The following is a 17,923-nucleotide window of genomic DNA, read 5'->3' as shown; positions in this document are numbered from 1 at the left end:
CCAGAGTTTCGCGAGAAACTCTGCCGCCTCACTGCATGCGCAGCGCCCCGTCGAGGCGGATCACCTCGCCGTTCAAATAGCCCATCTCGACGATGAACGCCGCCATGCGCGCGTATTCAGTGGGATCGCCGAGCCGTGGCGGGTTTGGCACGGTCGCGGCCAGACTGTCCTGCACCTCTTGCGGCAGGCCCATCAGCATAGGCGTGCCAAAGATGCCGGGCGCGATGGTCATCACGCGAATGCGCTCTTTCGCCAGATCGCGCGCCATGGGCAGGGTCATGCCCACAATCCCGCCCTTGGAGGCAGCATAGGCCGCTTGCCCCTTTTGCCCGTCAAACGCCGCGATGGAGGCCGTGTTGATGATCACCCCGCGCTCGCCGCCTGCGTCGGGCGTGTTTCCCGCCATCGCCTGTGCCGCAAGGCGCGCGACGTTGAAACTGCCCACCAGATTGATGTCGATTGTGCGTTGGAAGGCGTCGAGCGGGTGCGGCCCGTCGCGGCCCACCGTCTTGATCCCCAGCGCGATGCCCGCGCAGTTCACCGCTGCCGTCAGCGCCCCCATGGCCGCGCCAGCGCTGTCGATCGCCGCCGCGACGGAGGTCTCGTCGGTAACGTCCGTCTCGATGAAATAACCACCGATTTCTTCGGCAACGGCGGCGCCTCGTGTGGCGTCCCGATCCAAAAGGCAGACCTGCGCCCCTTGCGCCGCGAACTGGCGGGCGGTGGCCTCGCCGAGGCCCGACGCGCCCCCGGTGATGACGGCTGCGGTGGCGTTGAGCTGCATGGATCTCTCCCTATCTGAACGGATGTTCAGATAATCACGGGCGGCGCCCGCGTGCAAGGGGGCGCCACCGCAACCATGTGCCACCGGTCTCACGCAACTGCGCGCCCGTACGTGCCTTGAACCGGTCGATCCCGTAGGCGTGTGGCAGGCTGGGGCCGAGATCGACGCGGCTGATGCCCGCGCGTACCAGCCAGCGCATCGCGGACCACATCAGCAACGTATGGGCGCCCGTCGCGCGTCCCAGGTCCGTTGTCAGGCCAATCTGATAGCTCGCGCGCGTGCCGTGCAGCAGGAAAACCATCTGTGCGATCTCTTCCCCGCGCAGGCAGGCGCGAAAGATCCGCGTCTGCTGGGGGGCCACTTGGGCCCAGGCGGCGGTGAGACCGGCGGGCCATGCGGCATAGCGGCGCGTGCGGGCCTGCGCGGCGGCGGCGGCGATGACCGGGTCGCACGGGTCAAGGCTGCCGTGGCGGACCCGCAGCGCGCCCCGTTCAGTCCTGCGCAATGCGTTGCGCCATTTACCGTGCAACGCGGCGCGTTGGCTTTGCTCATCGGTGTGCAACGCAAGATCGAAAGTGGCCACCGGCGCGCGCAGGCGCAGGACGCGACCGGACGGGCGGGCGCGTTCCGGGGACAGGATCAGAGGACGGCCGCCCAGGCCCATGGCGCACAGCTGCGCATTCAGATCGGCGGGCGGGTCGGCGCGGGGCAGCATAAGGAATTCCACGCCGCACAGTCGCCTGCGCAGAAGGATCTGACCACCCGGCAGCGTGATCGGTGACCGCCCGACCAGCCGCAAGGCGGCGCCAAAGGCGGGGGTTTGGAACAGGCTGTCGCCGGGCGGATCTGGAAGCGCGTCAAACATGCCCGCAAGCTGGCCTGCGGATGGTTAAAGCCACGTTAAGCGCGCCCTCAGCCGATCTGAACCAACGCATGCCGCTTTTTGCCCGCCGACAGTTTCACCGGTGAGGCCAGCGCGCCCGCGTCCAGCATCAGCCCCGCATCCGTCAATGGCGCATCGTCCAGGCGTGCCCCGTTCTCCGCGATCAGGCGCTTGGCCTCTTTGCCCGATTTCACCAGACCCGCACGCACGATCAGCTGCACGATGGAGATACCGTCGCCGACCTCCTCGGCGCTCAGCGTCAGGGTGGGCAGATCGTCTCCCACACCGCCGCGCTCGAATACTTCGCGGGCGGTCGCCTCTGCCGCCTGCGCGGCCTCAGCGCCGTGCAACAGGCCCGTGATCTCATTGGCGAGCCGCACTTTGGCTTCGTTGATCTCGGCCCCGCCAAGCGCGCCCAAGCGGTCACATTCATCGACCGGCAGTTCGGTGTAGAGTTTCAGGAACCGGCCCACGTCGGCGTCGGTGGTGTTGCGCCAGAACTGCCAGAATTCGTAGGGGCTGAGCATATCCGGGTTCAGCCAGACCGCGCCATTCTGGGATTTGCCCATCTTCTTGCCATCGGACGTGGTCAGCAGGGGCGACGTCAGCCCGTAGACCTCGCCATCAATCACCCGGCGCGTCAGATCGATGCCGTTGACGATATTGCCCCATTGATCCGATCCCCCCATTTGCAGGATGCAGCCATAGCGGCGATGCAGCTCCATGAAATCATAGGCTTGCAGGATCATGTAGTTGAATTCGAGAAAGCTGAGCGATTGCTCGCGGTCCAGCCGCGATTTCACCGATTCAAACGACAGCATCCGGTTGATCGAGAAATGCCGCCCGATGTCGCGCAGGAAATCGAGATAGTTCAACCCGTCGAGCCATTCGGCATTGTTGATCATCATCGCATCCGACGGGCCGTCGCCGTAGGTAAGGTAGGCGCTGAACACCTGTTTGATGCCCGCGATATTGGCGTCGATCTGCTCCGGCCCCAAAAGGGGGCGTTCATCGGCGCGAAAGCTCGGATCGCCCACTTTGGTCGTCCCGCCGCCCATCAGGGTGATGGGCTTCCCGCCGGTCTTTTGCAGCCAGCGCAGCATCATGATCTGGATAAGCGAGCCCACGTGCAGAGATTTGGCCGTCGCGTCAAATCCGATATAGCCCGGCGCGCCCCCGGATTTAAGCGCCTCATCCAGCCCCTGATAATCCGTACAGTCGGCGAGAAAGCCGCGCTCCATCATCACAGAGACGAAATCGGATTTGGGATGGTATGTCATGGCGCTTGCCCTCTTGGGATGTTGCGGGGCATCTATAGGCCGGGCATACCAAAAGGAAAAGGGCACGAAGCCATGGTGGGGCGCATTGCAAAGACCGGAATGGTCACGGCGGCGGGGGCGATGTCGGGCACCTCGCTCGATGGGGTCGACGTGGCTGTGCTGCGCACCGACGGAGAGCGGATCGACAGCTTTGGCCGCAGCGCCTACCGCGCCTACACGCAGGCCGAGCGTGAGACCATCGCCGCAGGCTTTGGGCAGTGGAGCGGCGAGGCCGTAGAGCGGGCGGCCGAGGTCGTGGATGCCGCCCACGCGGAGATTTTGGCCGAGTTTTCCGACGTCGATGTGATCGGCTTTCACGGGCAGACGCTGGCGCACGCGCCGCGCACCCATGGCACGTTGCAGGTTGGCGACGGGGCGGCGCTGGCCGATGCGGTCGGCGTGCCGGTCGTGTGGGATTATCGCAGCGCCGATGTCTCTCTGGGCGGGGAGGGCGCACCGCTGGCGCCGTTCTTTCACCACGCCTGCGCGCGCCATATCGGGGCCGAGGCACCGCTGGCATTTCTGAACCTTGGGGGGGTCGGGAATCTCACGTGGGTGGACCCGCGCATCGCGCGGCCCGAAACGGAAGGTGCGTTGCTGGCGTTCGACACCGGCCCCGCCAATGCGCCGATCAACGATCTGATGCAAGCGCGGCTGGGGGAACCGTTTGACAAGGGCGGCGCACTGGCGCGGCGCGGCACTGTCGAGACGGGCGCGCTGGAGCTGTTCCTCGCCGAGCCCTATTTTGCGCGGATGCCGCCCAAATCCCTCGACCGGAACGATTTTGCCGAGATGATCGGTCTGGTCGGGGAGCTGTCGGACGCCGATGCCGCCGCCACCCTCACGGCGATGAGTGCGGCAGGCGTGACGGAGGCGATGTCGCATTGCCCGACACCCCCGGACCGGGTGCTGGTGACCGGGGGCGGGCGTCTGAACCCAGTGTTGATGGAGATGCTGCGCGTCGCGCTCGACTGTCCGGTGGTCCCGATCGAGGACGTGGGGCTGGACGGTGATATGCTGGAGGCGCAGGCGTTTGGCTATCTCGCCGTGCGAGTGGCACGCGGGATGCCGACATCCTGCGCCAGCACCACAGGCGTGCGCGCGGCGGTTGGCGGCGGGACCTTGAGCCACCCGCGCGCAGCAAGCGCGACCTGAAGGGGCGCTGGCGCGCACGACATTTTTTCGGGCGCGCGTGCGGTGTGGTTTGCGCTCAGGACCCGCAGTCAGTCGCGGCGGAAAGGATGGATTTCTCGCGTGCAAACCGGCGCATGAAAACGTCGATGCAGACCGCATCCCCCGGATTGAGCGTCGGGCGCGCGCTGCGCCGGTCGAGCGTATGGGCGGTGCCGTCACGGGTGAGCACGTCGATCCGCCACAGGTTTGGCCCGGCATCCGGGATCTCTTCTTCGATGGCTGTGACCGTGGCGGGCAGGGTGACGCTGCGCCCGCGGTGCCGGTCAAAGAGCGCAAGGGCAGCGATCAGGGCGAGGCCGCCGAGGGCGATCGTGCGTTTGCGGCTCATACGGGGATCTCCAGATCGGGGCGCAGCGTGAAGCCGCTGAATTGAAAGCCGGGCGAAACCGTGCAGCTGACGAGCGTAAAGGCGCCGGTGGAGCTGGCGCGCTGCCAATGTCCTTCCGGCACGATGATCTGCGGCGCGCCCACGCGCAGATCGCCGCTCAATGTATGCACACTGGCGGGGCCTGCGGTACTGCCGGCCAATTCCAGTCTCAGAGGTGCGCCCGTGTGGAAATGCCAGATCTCGGTCGCGTCCACCGCATGCCAGTCGCTACGCTCGCCCTCCTTGAGCAGGAAATAGATGCAGGTGCCGGTGGGGCGACCCGCGTTCTCAGCGATCCACGTCTGACGGTAGTGCCCACCCTCGGGGTGCGGCGCGAGGTCGAGCCGGGCAATGATCTCATCGGCGGTGAGCGGTGCGGTCATAGCGGAGCCTCGAAAAACACAAGATGGGGCAGGGCGTGCTCCGGGATATCCTGATAGGGCCCGCGTTCGGCAAAGCCGAGACGCGCGTAGAGCGCGCGCGCCGCCGTGAGCCGCTGCGAGGTGTCGAGCACGACGCGGCTGAATCCGTCGTCGCGGGCCTGTGCCATCAGCTGCGTGACAAGACGGCGCGCGATGCCGTGGCTACGGGCGGCTGGGCTGACATAAAGCCGCTTGATCTCGCTGGTTTTGGGGTCCAGCGCGTGGCTCATGGCGCAGCCGACGGGCGCGCCGTCGAGGCGGGCGAGCAAAATCTGCCCTTGGGGCCGGGCGTGTTCGGCGGCCAGACGGTCCATGAGAACGGTGTATTTTGGGATGGGATAAAACGTCTCGGTGATGCGGGCGTCTTCGGCGGATGTCGCAATGAGCCCCGCGCGGTAGTCCCAGCACAGCGCGCGCACGGCGGCGAGATCCGCTTCGGTCGTGGCGGGGACGATCTGCACGTTCATTGCAGCACCCGGTCGAGCGTTTCTGGTGGAACAGGGCAGGTGATAGAAACCTCGCGCACGCTGTCGCGGGTTGTGACGAGCCCCCGGATGCGGCGATTGTCGCGAAAGGTGGCGGCAGGGGCCGTGGCGGGCACGTAGATCCACTCACCACGCCGCGCGGGGCGGCGGTCGGCGTTGCCGCTGTTGATCGGGCTGAGGTCGATATAGTCGGACAGGGCGGCAAACAGTGCGGCGCTGTCGATTTTGAACGTGTGGATAGGCACGTCAAAACTGCCCTGAAGCGCGTCGAGTTTGCGCCTGGGGGCGAGGTAGACGCGGGTATCAAGCTGCTGCGCCCAGCCCTCGATCGTGGTGCCGTCCAGAAACGCGGCGGCCCGCGCGCGGCCTTTGCGCAAGGGGAGCTGGTGGTTCAGCACCGCGCCGCCGGGCAGCGTCATCCGGGTTTGGCGCAGCACCAGCGTGCGGGGATCGACGCCCGCGTGGCGGGCGAGATCTGCCGCGCTCAAAAGCCCTTCACGGCGGATGGCGGGCACATTCTGTGCGGCCGTGACGTGGTAAAGCGTCGGGCCGCACAGGCTGGCAAACGCCTCGGGCGTCATTTGAGGATGCTGCGGCCCGCGTAGATGGCAGCCCCGTCAAGCGCCTCTTCGATGCGGATCAGCTGGTTGTATTTCGCAAGCCGGTCCGAGCGTGCGAGCGAGCCCGTCTTGATCTGGCCGCAGTTGGTGGCAACCGCGAGATCGGCAATCGTGGCATCCTCCGTCTCGCCCGAGCGGTGCGACATCACATTGGTGAACCCTGCGCGATGCGCCATCTCGACCGCTTGAAGAGTTTCCGTCAAGCTGCCGATCTGATTGACTTTTACCAGCATCGAATTCGCCGCCTTGCGGGCGATCCCGTCGGACAGGCGCGCGGGATTGGTCACGAACAGATCGTCACCCACCAGCTGCACGCGGTCACCGATGGCCGCCGTCAGCGCGCACCATCCGTCCCAATCGTCCTCGGCCATGCCATCCTCGATCGAGATGATGGGATAGTCGTTGACCAGCGATGTCAGATAGTCGACGTTCTCATCCGATGTGAGCATTCTGCCTTCGCCATCAAGCACATACTTGCCGTCCTTGAAGTACTCCGTCGCCGCGCAATCAAGGGCGAGGTGGATGTCCTCGCCCGGTTTGTAGCCCGCTTTTTCAATGGATTTCAGAATGAAATCAAGCGCTTCACGCGTACCGCTGATGTTGGGGGCAAAGCCGCCCTCGTCACCGACGCCGGTGGCCAGACCGGCTTCTGAGAGCTCCTTTTTCAGGGTGTGGAAGACTTCAGCCCCCATGCGCACGGCCTCGCGGATATTCGCGGCCGACACGGGCATGATCATGAATTCCTGAATGTCGATGGGATTGTCCGCATGCTCGCCCCCGTTGATGATGTTCATCATCGGCACGGGCAGGACGCGGGCGGAGGTGCCGCCGACGTAGCGGTACAGCGGTTGCGAGCAATAGTCCGCCGCGGCCTTGGCCGTGGCAAGCGAGACGCCGAGGATCGCGTTGGCACCCAGACGGGCCTTGTTGGGGGTGCCGTCAAGCTCGATCATGGCGCTGTCGATGTCGACCTGATCGGTGGCATCCGATCCCACCAACGCCTCGGCGATCTCACCGTTGACGGCGGCGCAGGCTTCCAGCACGCCCTTGCCCATGTAGCGGGATTTGTCGCCGTCCCGCCGCTCGACCGCTTCATGCGCGCCGGTTGACGCGCCTGACGGTACGGCGGCGCGGCCCATCGTGCCGTCTTCGAGGATCACGTCAACCTCGACCGTGGGATTGCCCCGGCTGTCGAGGATTTCGCGGGCGTGGATGTCGATGATGGTGCTCATGTGGGGCATTCCTTTGGGTCAACTGCGGTTGGCGGTGGTTTAGACGGGGGCGCCGGGCTTGGAAAGGGGGGCGGCGCGCTGTTTGCGTTCGCGCCAGAGGGTGAAGATGCCCGAGCCGACGATGATCAGCGCGCCGATCAGAGTCAGCCCATCGGGGGATTCGCCAAAGAACGCCACCCCGATGATCAGCGCAAAGATCAGGCGGGTATAGCGGAAGGGCGTCACAAAGCTGATCTCGCCCACGCGCATGGCCGCGACGATGCCGTAGTACGCAAAGACGCCGATGGCGACCGACCCGATCATCAGCGCCCAGAGGCGCGTGTCCATCGGGGCAAGATCGCCGCCCGAGACGGCCAGATGAAACAGCCCGGCGGGGATGACGGCGAGAAAGCCCAGAAAGCTGAGCTGCATGGTCGAGAGGGTGGCGGGCACCTTGCGGGTGGCGATGTCGCGCGCGGCAAGGCCGAACACCCCGCCGAGCGCAAAGAGCGACAGGATCGAAAAGCCGTCGAGCCCCGGGCGGATGATCAAAAGCACCCCGGCAAAGCCCACCCCGATGGCCGCCCAGCGGCGCCAGCCCACACGCTCGCCCAGAAATAGCGCGGCGCCCAGCGTGACCACCAGCGGTGTGGCCTGCAAGATTGCCGAGGCGGTGGACAGGGGCGTGTAGACGATGGCGGAGATGAAGCAGACGGTGCCAAAGATCTCCCCGCCCGCGCGGATCATCACCGGGCCGGTCAGCATCGCCCGCTCGAACAGTGCGCGGCCCTGCATCCGCACGATGGCCCGAAGACAGCCGATCCGCCGACGCCCAGAAGTAGCAGGATCTGGCCCACGGGCAGGGCGTCGCCCATCATCTTGATGAAACTGTCCTCGATCGCGAAGCCCAGCATGGAGAGGACCATCAAGAGCGCACCGCGCAGGTTTTCCATTCACTGGGCCTTTCGTCATGCCGCGCGGGTGTGACCGCAAGGTGCGCGTGCCGCGCAAGGGATTTTTCCGGACGCGCCCGGGATCGCCCGGTGCAGTCCGCAATCGGCGGGGTTGTCTAGCCGCGCAGTTTCACCATCAACCGCGCGCCGTCCTTGCGCGTCTCGAGCGAGTTGATCTGGCGCACGAGCGCCGACAGCTTGCCGTGGCCGTAGCTGCGGGTGTCGAAATCGGGGTGCGCGGCCTGAATGGTCTGGCCGATCTGGCCAAGGTTGTACCATTCGTCGTCTTGATCGAGCTTGCTCATGGCCGCTTCGATCAGGGGCAGCGCACTGGCGGCTTTTTCGGCGGGTTTTTCCTGCGGCGGCGCGCCGTCGAGGTTTTCGATGAAGATGAAGCGGTTGACGACGTTGCGCAGCGCCTCGGGTGTTTTCTTTTCGCCGATGCCGATGACCATCAGCCCGTCTTCGCGCAGACGGTTGGCGAGGGCGGTGAAATCGCTGTCGGAGGAGACCAGCACAAAGCCGTCAAAGCGGCCCTGATGCAGGATGTCCATCGCGTCGATCACCAGCCCGATGTCGGAGGCGTTCTTGCCCTTGGTATTCGCGGTTTCCTGCACGGCCACCAGCCCCAGCGACAGCAGTTTGTTGTTCCATGAGTTCAGCCGGTCCGATGACCAGTCGCCGTAGACCCGGCGCAGGGCGGGCTCTCCCACCGATGTAATCTCGCGCAGGATCGATTCGGCGTGTTTGGCGGGCACGTTGTCGGCGTCGATGAGGACGGCCAGAAGGGGGCGGTCGCGGTCGGTCCGTTGGGGCATGGCGCATCCTTTCGCATGTGTGGCCCTGACGTAGCGGAGCGGCGGTGAAATGACCATGCCCGTTGACTTCCCCGTCCGCGCGCCCCATGTGCAGGGTCAAGGGGCGACGCTTCCTGCCGCGTGAGCAGTTGCAGCACATCCGTGATCTGCGACCCAAAGCCGCCCGAGAGTTCCCAAAATCACGCGTGGGGCCACCGCGAACCGGACGCCTTGGGCATTTCAGCCCGTTGGCGCGATCCGTGTTTGTGCACCCATGACGCGGGGCATTGCCCCGGACAAGGAAGAACATGAGCGATTTCGACATGATGGAGCTGCCCGCAGCCCTGACCAAACGTCTGGCCAAGATGGGCATGACCGAGCCGACCCCGATCCAGAAACAGGCGATCCCGCACGGGATGAACGGCCGCGACGTGATGGGCCTTGCCCAGACGGGCACGGGGAAGACGGCCGCCTTCGGCATCCCGCTGGTGGCGCAGATGCTGGAGCTTGAGGGCCGTCCGGCGCCCAAATGCGTGCGCGGTCTGGTGCTGGCGCCCACGCGCGAGCTGGCCACGCAGATAGCCGACAACCTGCGCGGCTTTGCCGAAAACACGCCGCTGAAGGTGGCAATGGTTGTGGGCGGGCAGAATATCAACACGCAAATCAAGCGTTTGGCGCCCGGTGTTGATCTGTTGGTGGCGACGCCCGGCCGCTTGCTCGATCTGATGGACCGGCGGGCAGTGCGGCTCGATCAAGCGTCGTTTCTGGTGCTCGACGAGGCGGACCAGATGCTGGACATGGGGTTCATCCATGATCTGCGCAAGATCAGCCAGGTGATCCCGAAAGAGCGCCAGACGATGCTGTTCTCGGCCACGATGCCCAAGCTCATGAGCGAGATCGCGGAAAGCTATCTGACCAAGCCGATCCGCATCGAAGTCTCCCCTCCGGGCAAGGCGGCGGACAAGGTCACGCAGGAGATCCACTTCATCGCCAAGGCGGAAAAGAAATCCCTGCTGATGGAATTGCTCGCCAAGCATCCCGGCGAGCGGGCGCTGGTGTTCGGGCGTACGAAGCACGGCTGCGAAAAGCTGATGAAGGATCTGGTGAAGGCCGGGTTCGACGCGGCCTCGATCCACGGCAACAAATCGCAGGGCCAGCGGGATCGGGCGATCGCGGGGTTCAAGGCGGGTGACATTACCGTGCTGGTGGCCACGGATGTTGCGGCGCGGGGCCTCGACATTCCGGACGTGAAATTCGTCTATAACTACGAGCTGCCCAATGTGCCCGATCAATACGTGCACCGCATTGGCCGCACCGCGCGGGCGGGCAAGGACGGGGCCGCGATTGCCTTTTGCGCGCCCGACGAGATGGGCGAGCTGAAGGATATCCAGAAAGTGCTGAAAACCACGATCCCGGTGACTTCGGGCCGTCCGTGGGAAGGCGCCGAGATCCCCGACAAGCCGAAAGGCGGCGGCGGGCGCGGTCGCGGGCGGGGACGCTCTGGCGGCGGTGGTGGTGGTGGCGGTGGCCGTCCACAGGGTGCCGGCGCGCCAAAGCCTGCGGGGCAGGGGCGCCGCCGGGGTGGTCGCGGACGCGGCAAACCTGCCGCAAGCGGCTAAGTCAGGCGGAGCAGCTGGCTCCGCCCAGCACGCAGAACTTGGCGCAGTGGGGGTGGTTGAGGGCGACGTCGCGCTCGGCCTCCTCCAGTGTCTCGCCCAGCTCGAACTCGGGCGAATAGGGCAGCAGGGTGCAGGCCAGCACCGCCGGTTTGTCGGCGCCGCGCCGTTTGACCACCATGCGCGAGCTTGAACACATCACCGCATCGGGAGATTTGTCGAGGATCCCCAGCAGGCGGTCGTGATCTCGGGCACCTCGACGCTTTCGTCCATTTCGGGGAAGAGCACGGTCATGCCGGGATTGCTCGCGTCGATGTCAAACCCGTGCTCGGCGTAGAAGGCGGCGTAGCCCGCACGGCTGTCGGCATCGCTGTCGCCAAAGACCGAGCGCCCGGCCACGGCCATGGTAAATCCGTTCTCTGACAGCCATTTCATGCCCGTCACCGTCTTGTCGAACGCGCCACGCCCGCGTTCGGCGTCATGCAGGTCGCGGCGGTAGTGATCCACGGAGATGCGCAGCGTCAGCTTGCCGGGATAGGCCGCTTGCAGGCGCAATAAACCCTCGCGCATGCGCTTGCGCATCATCGGCACCATCGCATTGGTCAGGATCAGCACGTCATAGCCACGCTCCAGCGCGGCCTCGGTGATCTCGATCATTTGCGGGTTCATGAAGGGCTCGCCGCCGGTAAAGGCGATCTCGCGCACGCCCCAGTTACGGTCTTCCAACTGGTCGAGGTAGTCGCGCACCTCGTCGGCGGTGATGTAGACCAGCGCATCATTCGTGGGCGACGACAGAATATAGCAGTTGGCGCATTCGATGTTGCACAGCGTGCCGGTGTTGAACCACAGCGTTTCGGGATTGCGCAAAGCCACGGTCGCGCGGGCCTCGCCCTTGGCTGTCACCTCCGGGTCGACGAATTTGCCCAGATTGGCCGCTACATTGTCTTTCATCGTCACACCGCTCCGCTCGTTACGCTTGTTGGGGTCACAAATGGGATACAGTCCGGCAAATGACAAGAAAAGATCACCCACACTCTTGTGAACGGAGGCGTGTCGGGTATGTTCGGGCGGAAATGTTTGCGCTAACAAGTTTCCGCTGGCGTGCGGAATGCGGCGCGATAAAGTAGGGCCGCAGCCCGCCAAGAGGAGTGTTTCATGGTTTCCCGCACCATTCCCGTCGATCCCTTCGATCTGGTTATTTTTGGCGGCACGGGGGATCTTGCCCGCCGCAAGATCCTGCCGGGGCTGTTTCGGCGCTTTTGCGCGGGGCAGATGCCGCCGCAGGCGCGCATCATCGGGGCCGCGCGCAGCGAACTCGACAAGGGGGGCTATCGTGAGATGATCCGCGAAGCGATTGCCGAATTCGGTGGTGATCTGACCGGGACGGAAGGAAGGCTTGATCCGTTTCTTGACCGTCTCGACTATGTCGCCATAGACGCGCGCGGGGAGGGCGGCTGGAGCGAGCTTGCCGAGATGATGAAGGGGACGGAGCGGATCGAGGCCTATTACTTCTCTGTCGCACCGGCGCTTTTTGGCGATATCGCGGAGCGGTTGCAGAAATGGGGCATGGCGGACGACCGTGCGCGCATCGTTGTTGAAAAGCCGTTCGGGCGCGATCTGGAAACCGCCCGGGCGCTGAACAAGACGCTGGCGACCTACTTCAACGAGGATCAGATCTACCGGATCGATCACTATCTGGGCAAAGAGACAGTGCAGAACCTCATGGCCGTCCGCTTTGGCAACATGCTGTTCGAGCCTTTGTGGAACAGCCAATACGTCGATCATATCCAGATCACCGTGGCCGAAACGGTGGGCGTCGGCGGGCGCGGCGAATACTACGACAAATCCGGCGCAATGCGCGACATGGTGCAGAACCACCTGATGCAGCTGTTGTGCCTGATCGCGATGGAGCCGCCGGCGCGGTTCTCGCCCGATGCGGTGCGCGACGAGAAACTCAAGGTGATCCGCGCGCTTGAGCCGGTCGCCTCGCACCACATCGTGCGCGGACAGTATCAGGCCGAGCCGATGAACGAGGCGGAGAACCCCGGCTACCGCACCGCGGTGGAAAATCCGCGCTCGCGCACCGAAAGCTTTATCTCCATGCGGACCGAGATCAGCAATTGGCGGTGGGCGGGCACCCCGTTCTATCTGCGCACCGGCAAACGCATGGCCGCGCGCAGCAGCGAGATTACGGTGGTGTTCAAGGATACGCCGCACAGCATATTTGAGGAGGACGCAGGCCGTCACCGCAACGTGCTGTCGATCCGTCTGCAGCCCAACGAGGGCATTACGCTGGGCGTGACCATCAAGGAGCCGGGACCGGGGGGCATGCGCCTGATAGACGTACCGCTCGACATGACGTTCGCCGAGGCGCTGGATCCAGAGGACATCGAACAGGTCGACGCCTACGAGCGGCTGATCATGGACGTGATCCGGGGCAACCAGACCCTGTTCATGCGCGGCGACGAGGTGGAGGCCGCATGGGCCTGGACCGATCCGATCATCGAAGGATGGGAAGCGCGCAACGACGTGCCCAAACCCTATGATTACGGCTCCAACGGGCCGACGGACAGCGAAGAATTGATGCGGCGCGAAGGCCGTGCCTGGCGGGAGGTCTCTGAATGAACCTGATCGAATACCCCGATAGTGAGCTGATGGCGATGCGGCTGGCGGATACGCTGGCGTCCGAGTTGAACGCCGCGCTCAACCAATCCGACCGGGTCACGCTGGCAGTGCCGGGCGGGACCACGCCGGGGCCGGTGTTCGACGCGCTCAGCGCCGTGCATCTCGCGTGGGAGCGGGTGGACGTGATGCTTACCGATGAGCGGTGGGTGGACGAGAGCCATCCGCAATCCAACGCTGCCCTGATCCGCAAGCGTCTGCTGACCGGCCCTGCGGCGGCGGCGCATTTCATCCCCTTCTATCGCGAGGGCGGGATCGACGCTGCCGTCACCGCGCTCAGCGCAGAGCTGGCGCGGCTGCTGCCCATCGATATTCTTGTGCTGGGCATGGGGGCGGATATGCACACTGCCTCGCTCTTTCCCGATGCGGACGGTCTGGCGGAGGCTTTGGCCCCCGGTGCACCCGCCTGCGCCGCGATCACGGTGCCGGGGCAAGACGTGCAGCGGTTCACCCTGACGGCCCCCGTTTTGCGCGGGGCCAATTCGGTGCATCTGCTGGTCAAGGGCGAGGACAAGCGCGCCGCATTGAACCGGGCACAGGGTCTGCCCGCCGCGCAGGCGCCGGTGAGCTGCGTGCTCGACGCCGCAACCGTGCATTGGAGCGCCGCATGACACAGTGGAGCACCCTTTCCGAGCTGCACGCAAAAACGCGCGACCGCCGGATCACCGATCTGTTTGATGCCGATCCAAACCGGGCCGAGGATTTCTCCGCCGGGACCGAGAACATGCGGCTCGACTACTCGAAAACCAACATCGACGCAGACACCCGCGCGGCGCTTTTGGCGTTGGCGCGGGCCAGCGACCTTGTAGGGATGCGCGACGCGATGTTCAGCGGTGCGCCGATCAACGACACCGAAACCCGCGCCGTGCTGCACACGGCGTTGCGCAACCTCGACGGTGGCCCGGTCATGGTCGATGGCACGGACGTGATGCCGGGCGTGCTGGCGACGCTGGAGCGTATGCGCGCCTACGCGGAGGAGGTCCGGGCCAGCACGATCACGGATGTGGTCAACATCGGTATCGGTGGCTCTGATCTGGGCCCCGCGATGGCCGCGCAGGCGCTCAGCCCCTATCACGATGGCCCGCGGGTGCATTTCGTGTCCAACGTGGACGGCGCCGACATCGCCGACACGCTGGCCCTGCTGGATGCAAAAACGACGCTGGTGATCGTCGCGTCCAAAACCTTTACGACCATCGAGACGATGACCAACGCGCGCACAGCACGGGCGTGGATGCGCGATCACGGCGGCGATCCGGCCACGCAGTTCGCAGCCCTCAGCACCGCCGAAGATAAGACCGCCGATTTTGGCATCGACGCCGCGCGCGTCTTTGGCTTTGAGGATTGGGTCGGCGGGCGCTATTCCGTCTGGGGGCCGATCGGGCTGAGCCTGATGATCGCGATCGGACCCCGCGCCTTTCACGCCTTTCTGCGCGGCGGTCAGGCGATGGACACGCATTTTCGCCACGCTGAAGGTGCGGAAAACCTGCCGCTGATGCTGGCGCTGGTGGGCATCTGGCACAACCAGATCTGCGGCCACGCCACCCGTGCCGTGCTGCCCTACGACGAACGTCTGGGTCAGCTGCCCGCCTACCTGCAACAGCTCGAGATGGAATCGAACGGCAAGGGGACCCGCCGCGACGGATCGCACAGCCCGCGCGACACCGGGCCCGTTGTCTGGGGGGCGGCGGGCACCAATGGGCAGCACGCGTTCTACCAGCTGATCCATCAGGGCACGCGGGTCATCCCGTGTGAATTCCTCGTCGCCGCCGAAGGGCACGAGCCGGAATTGGCGCACCACCACCGCCTTTTGGTAGCCAACTGCCTTGCGCAATCAAAGGCGCTGATGCAGGGCCGCGACCTTGACGCGGCGCGCACGATTGCCGCTAGCAAGGGGTTCGAGGGCGCGGAGCTGGAGCGCCAGGCGGCCCACCGCGTCTTTCCCGGCAATCGCCCCTCAACCACGCTGATCTATCCCAAGCTTGATCCGTTCACGCTGGGCCAGATCATCGCGCTTTATGAGCACCGTGTGTTTGTCGAGGGGGTGATCCTTGGCATCAACTCGTTCGATCAATGGGGCGTTGAGCTGGGCAAGGAGCTTGCAACCTCGCTGCAACCGGTGGTCGACGGGGAAGAAGAGAGTACCGACGCGCAGGATCCCTCCACGGCGGCGCTGGTGGCCTATCTGCACGCCCATCGCGCCTAGGGCGGGTTGGCGCCATCGACCTCGATAAATCGCTGGCGCACGGCGTCGGGGATCGGCATGCGCGCCGATCCGTCCTGTGTCAGCAGCACCAGCACGCAATCGAAGGTGGCGCGCAGCGTGCCGCCCGCCCAGACCTGTTGCAGCAGCGTGTAGGAGGTCGTGCGGAACGCCGTGCAGGCGCAGGTGCAGACGTAATCCTCATCCATGCGCATCTCCTGCACATAGCGGATCTCGCCTGAGCGGATGACGATGCGTGGCGCGCCCGCCTCACCACCGTAGGTGGAGATGCCCCAATCCTGCGAATACCGCACGCGCAGCCGTTCGAACCACTCCATATACCGGCCGTTGTTCACGTGGTTGAGCACGTCGAGTTCGGAAAACCGCACCCTGTCGCCCATGGCCAGCGCCTGTGGCGGCGAAATGCCAAGCGCGCGCTGCGCAGCGGCGTCAAGTGGGGTGTGATAGATCATGCCGCCTGCATACCCAGTGCGGGCAGAGGCGGCAAGATCGCCGCCTCTATTGCGACACGCCCAGCACGTTGAAGCTGCCAACCTGCGAGAAATTGGTCAGGCTTGCCGTGCCGACCTGCACAACGGCCACCTGATTGGCACCGCCATCGGTGATGCTGCCGATGATGGTGTTGTCCGCGCCGATCTGGCTGAAGGCAAAGGCATTCCCGCCCGATTCCACCAGATCATCGCCAACCGTCAGGGTGATCTGGTTGCCGGTGCCGGACTGGAACATATCGCCGGGCGTGAGCGTGCCCGCCGCCGTCAGCGCATCCGCGCCGGTAAAGCTGAGCCCGGTGTTGTTGCCGTCCCCGTTGATCGTTGCGGTGATCGAATTTACGGAGCGGGACGTGCCGCCGGACTGGTCGATGTTGAGCGTGTTGTTGTCGCCTTCGCGCTGACCGTTGATGGTAAGCTCGGTCAGGTTTGATCCGCTTTGCGTCAGTGCCACCACGTTGTCGTCCCCGGTGATCGACAGGCGCGAGGTATTGCGCGCAAAGGCGCCGAAATTGCTTTGGGAAACGGTCACCGTGTTGTCGTCGCCCTCACCGCCGCCCGCGATCACGATGCTGGAGGTGTTGGTCCCGGTCTGAACGATGTCGATATCGGAGCGATCACCGAAGATATCGATGTCGGACGTGTTCCGCCCGGCCTGAAGCAGGGTCACGAAGTTGTCGTTCCCGCGCGCGTTGTTGCCGTCGATGGTCAGGGTAGATGCGTTGCTGCCAAACAGGCCAAGCTGGCCGATCAGCACATCGTTGCGCCGACCCGACACGTCATTCTGCGAGGTATTGCCGTTGCCGGCCTGCCCGGTGAACAGCTGGTTGCGGTTGCCCAAAACGGTATCCGAGGCCGAATTGTTGTTGTTGAACTGCGTGATTTCCAGCGTGTTGTTGTTGCCGACTACGGAAGCGCCTGCGGCATTGCCGTTCCCGCCCGCGCCAAAGATCGGATCGGCGGCTTGCAGGATGCTGGTGTCATTCCCGTCGCCAATCTGGACCGACGCTGCCTGGTTCCCGTCACCGGTGGACGTCACGATCGTGAAGTTGCCGGTGCCGATCTGAACGCTGCCAAAGAGGTTGCGATCGCCCTCGGCCAGATAGTCAAACGCGTTGCCGGTGCCGATCTGCTCGGCGGAGGCTTGCTCTGCCCCCGTCGCGGTCGTCGCACCGCTGAATGTGCCCGTCTCGCCGTCAAGCGGCCCCGCGCCGTTGTCGTCGCCGGTTTGCTGGATGACCATCAGGTTCCCGCTGCCGTCTTGCAGCAGACCCGTGCCCGCAGGGGCAGGGCGGGCACCGATGATATTGCGATTGCCGGTCTGGGTCACGGTCATCGTGTTTTCCGCGCCGGAGGCGTCGGTGTTGGTCTGGGTCACGTTGCGGATGAAATTGCCACCACCGCCACCCTGGAGCACATCGACGCTGTTCTGGGTGCTGACAGCGCCCGCCACGCCGGTCTGCTGCACGGCGCCAAGCCGCGCGCGATTGCCCGTTTGCGAAATCACCGCGACATTCCGATCGCCGATCTGGTCGACCCCGTCATCAAGATGACCGACCCGGCCACGGTTCGCCGACTGGTCGACGCTCAGCGTGTTGTTATCGCCCTCCTGCCGCATTGCACGGTTCAGCCCGTCGGTGCCGCGCAGGGGGGCCGCGCCGTTGCGATCACCGGTTTGTGTGACGGTGACACTGTTCGCGGTGCCCAACTGTTCCACTGCGGCTTCATTCAGCCCGCCTTGATCCTGCGCGATGGCCGCGCTGTTCGAGGCGCCGCTTTGCACAAGAACGGCTTCGTTCTCGTCCGCGGCGGCGGTCTGGGCGACGAGAACGGCAATGCTCGAGACGGTAACGAAAAGGGAAAATTTCATGATGTCAGGCT

At 65.0% G+C, this 17,923-nt stretch carries 16 protein-coding genes and 2 pseudogenes; 5 read left to right on the top strand and 13 right to left on the bottom strand.

What is annotated here, in order from left to right:
• Positions 1-28: 28 nt before the first annotated feature.
• Genes KDD17_RS07600 through tyrS form a run of 3 tightly spaced genes read right to left on the bottom strand, consistent with a single transcriptional unit; the run spans position 29 to position 2,947 of the window.
• Entirely contained in the window at positions 29-784 is a 756-nt protein-coding gene (locus KDD17_RS07600) for a 3-hydroxyacyl-CoA dehydrogenase (RefSeq protein WP_212705988.1), read from the bottom strand.
• Positions 785-818: 34 nt separating this feature from the next.
• A complete protein-coding gene (locus KDD17_RS07595) occupies positions 819-1,649 on the bottom strand; it encodes a GNAT family N-acetyltransferase (RefSeq protein WP_212705987.1) in 831 nt (276 codons plus the stop codon).
• Between the two features lie 47 nt (positions 1,650-1,696).
• Positions 1,697-2,947 carry a tyrosine--tRNA ligase gene (gene tyrS / locus KDD17_RS07590; RefSeq protein ID WP_212705986.1) on the bottom strand — a complete coding sequence of 417 codons (1,251 nt, stop codon included), beginning with the start codon at positions 2,945-2,947 and terminating at the stop codon, positions 1,697-1,699.
• A 72-nt stretch (positions 2,948-3,019) separates the two neighbouring features.
• Between tyrS and KDD17_RS07585 the strand changes: the two genes are divergently transcribed.
• On the top strand, positions 3,020-4,141 hold the full coding sequence (locus tag KDD17_RS07585) for an anhydro-N-acetylmuramic acid kinase (protein WP_212705985.1): 1,122 nt from the start codon (positions 3,020-3,022) through the stop codon (positions 4,139-4,141).
• A 55-nt stretch (positions 4,142-4,196) separates the two neighbouring features.
• Here KDD17_RS07585 and KDD17_RS07580 read toward each other — a convergent pair whose 3' ends face one another.
• From KDD17_RS07580 to KDD17_RS07550, 7 genes and pseudogenes are all read right to left on the bottom strand, one after another.
• The gene (locus KDD17_RS07580; RefSeq protein ID WP_212705984.1) at positions 4,197-4,508 is read right to left on the bottom strand and encodes a hypothetical protein; all 312 of its coding nucleotides are present in this window, start codon (positions 4,506-4,508) and stop codon (positions 4,197-4,199) included.
• Positions 4,505-4,930, bottom strand: coding sequence for a cupin domain-containing protein (locus KDD17_RS07575; protein WP_212705983.1), 426 nt, complete (start codon positions 4,928-4,930; stop codon positions 4,505-4,507). The genes KDD17_RS07580 and KDD17_RS07575 overlap by 4 nt, the downstream gene beginning before the upstream one ends.
• Entirely contained in the window at positions 4,927-5,436 is a 510-nt protein-coding gene (locus tag KDD17_RS07570; protein ID WP_212705982.1) for a GNAT family N-acetyltransferase, read from the bottom strand. The genes KDD17_RS07575 and KDD17_RS07570 overlap by 4 nt, the downstream gene beginning before the upstream one ends.
• Complete coding sequence (locus tag KDD17_RS07565) at positions 5,433-6,035, bottom strand: DUF7002 family protein (protein WP_212705981.1); 603 nt, start codon at positions 6,033-6,035, stop codon at positions 5,433-5,435. The genes KDD17_RS07570 and KDD17_RS07565 overlap by 4 nt, the downstream gene beginning before the upstream one ends.
• Positions 6,032-7,306 (bottom strand): phosphopyruvate hydratase, encoded by a 1,275-nt coding sequence (eno, locus tag KDD17_RS07560; RefSeq protein WP_212705980.1) that lies wholly within the window; start codon positions 7,304-7,306, stop codon positions 6,032-6,034. The genes KDD17_RS07565 and eno overlap by 4 nt, the downstream gene beginning before the upstream one ends.
• A 39-nt stretch (positions 7,307-7,345) precedes the next feature.
• A pseudogene (locus tag KDD17_RS07555) lies at positions 7,346-8,238 on the bottom strand (DMT family transporter).
• A gap of 116 nt (positions 8,239-8,354) precedes the next feature.
• Positions 8,355-9,056: an NYN domain-containing protein gene (locus KDD17_RS07550; protein WP_212705979.1), complete on the bottom strand. Its 702-nt coding sequence runs from the start codon at positions 9,054-9,056 to the stop codon at positions 8,355-8,357.
• Between the two features lie 287 nt (positions 9,057-9,343).
• Here KDD17_RS07550 and KDD17_RS07545 point away from each other — a divergent pair, with 287 nt between their 5' ends.
• Positions 9,344-10,654: a DEAD/DEAH box helicase gene (locus tag KDD17_RS07545; protein WP_212705978.1), complete on the top strand. Its 1,311-nt coding sequence runs from the start codon at positions 9,344-9,346 to the stop codon at positions 10,652-10,654.
• A 1-nt stretch (position 10,655) separates the two neighbouring features.
• On the opposite strand, the pseudogene KDD17_RS07540 reads toward KDD17_RS07545, so the two are convergent.
• Positions 10,656-11,602, bottom strand: a pseudogene (locus KDD17_RS07540) (radical SAM protein).
• A gap of 204 nt (positions 11,603-11,806) precedes the next feature.
• On the opposite strand from KDD17_RS07540, the gene zwf reads away from it, so the two are divergent.
• The 3 genes from zwf to pgi are packed head-to-tail and all read left to right on the top strand — an operon-like array spanning position 11,807 to position 15,536.
• Entirely contained in the window at positions 11,807-13,276 is a 1,470-nt protein-coding gene (gene zwf / locus KDD17_RS07535) for a glucose-6-phosphate dehydrogenase (RefSeq protein ID WP_212705977.1), read from the top strand.
• A complete protein-coding gene (gene pgl, locus KDD17_RS07530; RefSeq protein ID WP_212705976.1) occupies positions 13,273-13,944 on the top strand; it encodes a 6-phosphogluconolactonase in 672 nt (223 codons plus the stop codon). The genes zwf and pgl overlap by 4 nt, the downstream gene beginning before the upstream one ends.
• A complete protein-coding gene (pgi, locus tag KDD17_RS07525; protein ID WP_212705975.1) occupies positions 13,941-15,536 on the top strand; it encodes a glucose-6-phosphate isomerase in 1,596 nt (531 codons plus the stop codon). The genes pgl and pgi overlap by 4 nt, the downstream gene beginning before the upstream one ends.
• Here pgi and KDD17_RS07520 read toward each other — a convergent pair.
• Together KDD17_RS07520 and KDD17_RS07515 are read right to left on the bottom strand one after the other, a co-directional pair.
• Positions 15,533-16,006, bottom strand: a complete 474-nt coding sequence (locus tag KDD17_RS07520) for an acyl-CoA thioesterase (protein ID WP_254796924.1) — start codon at positions 16,004-16,006, stop codon at positions 15,533-15,535. The two genes, pgi and KDD17_RS07520, sit on opposite strands and share 4 nt — an antisense overlap.
• A 46-nt stretch (positions 16,007-16,052) precedes the next feature.
• Positions 16,053-17,912, bottom strand: coding sequence for a beta strand repeat-containing protein (locus tag KDD17_RS07515; protein WP_212705974.1), 1,860 nt, complete (start codon positions 17,910-17,912; stop codon positions 16,053-16,055).
• Positions 17,913-17,923 lie beyond the last annotated feature (11 nt).

Source organism: Sulfitobacter albidus, from assembly GCF_018200035.1.
In the GTDB taxonomy this organism is placed as follows: Bacteria; Pseudomonadota; Alphaproteobacteria; order Rhodobacterales; family Rhodobacteraceae; genus Sulfitobacter; species Sulfitobacter albidus.
Note: the sequence above shows the minus strand (reverse complement) of the source record. Positions and strands in the feature narration are given on the sequence as shown.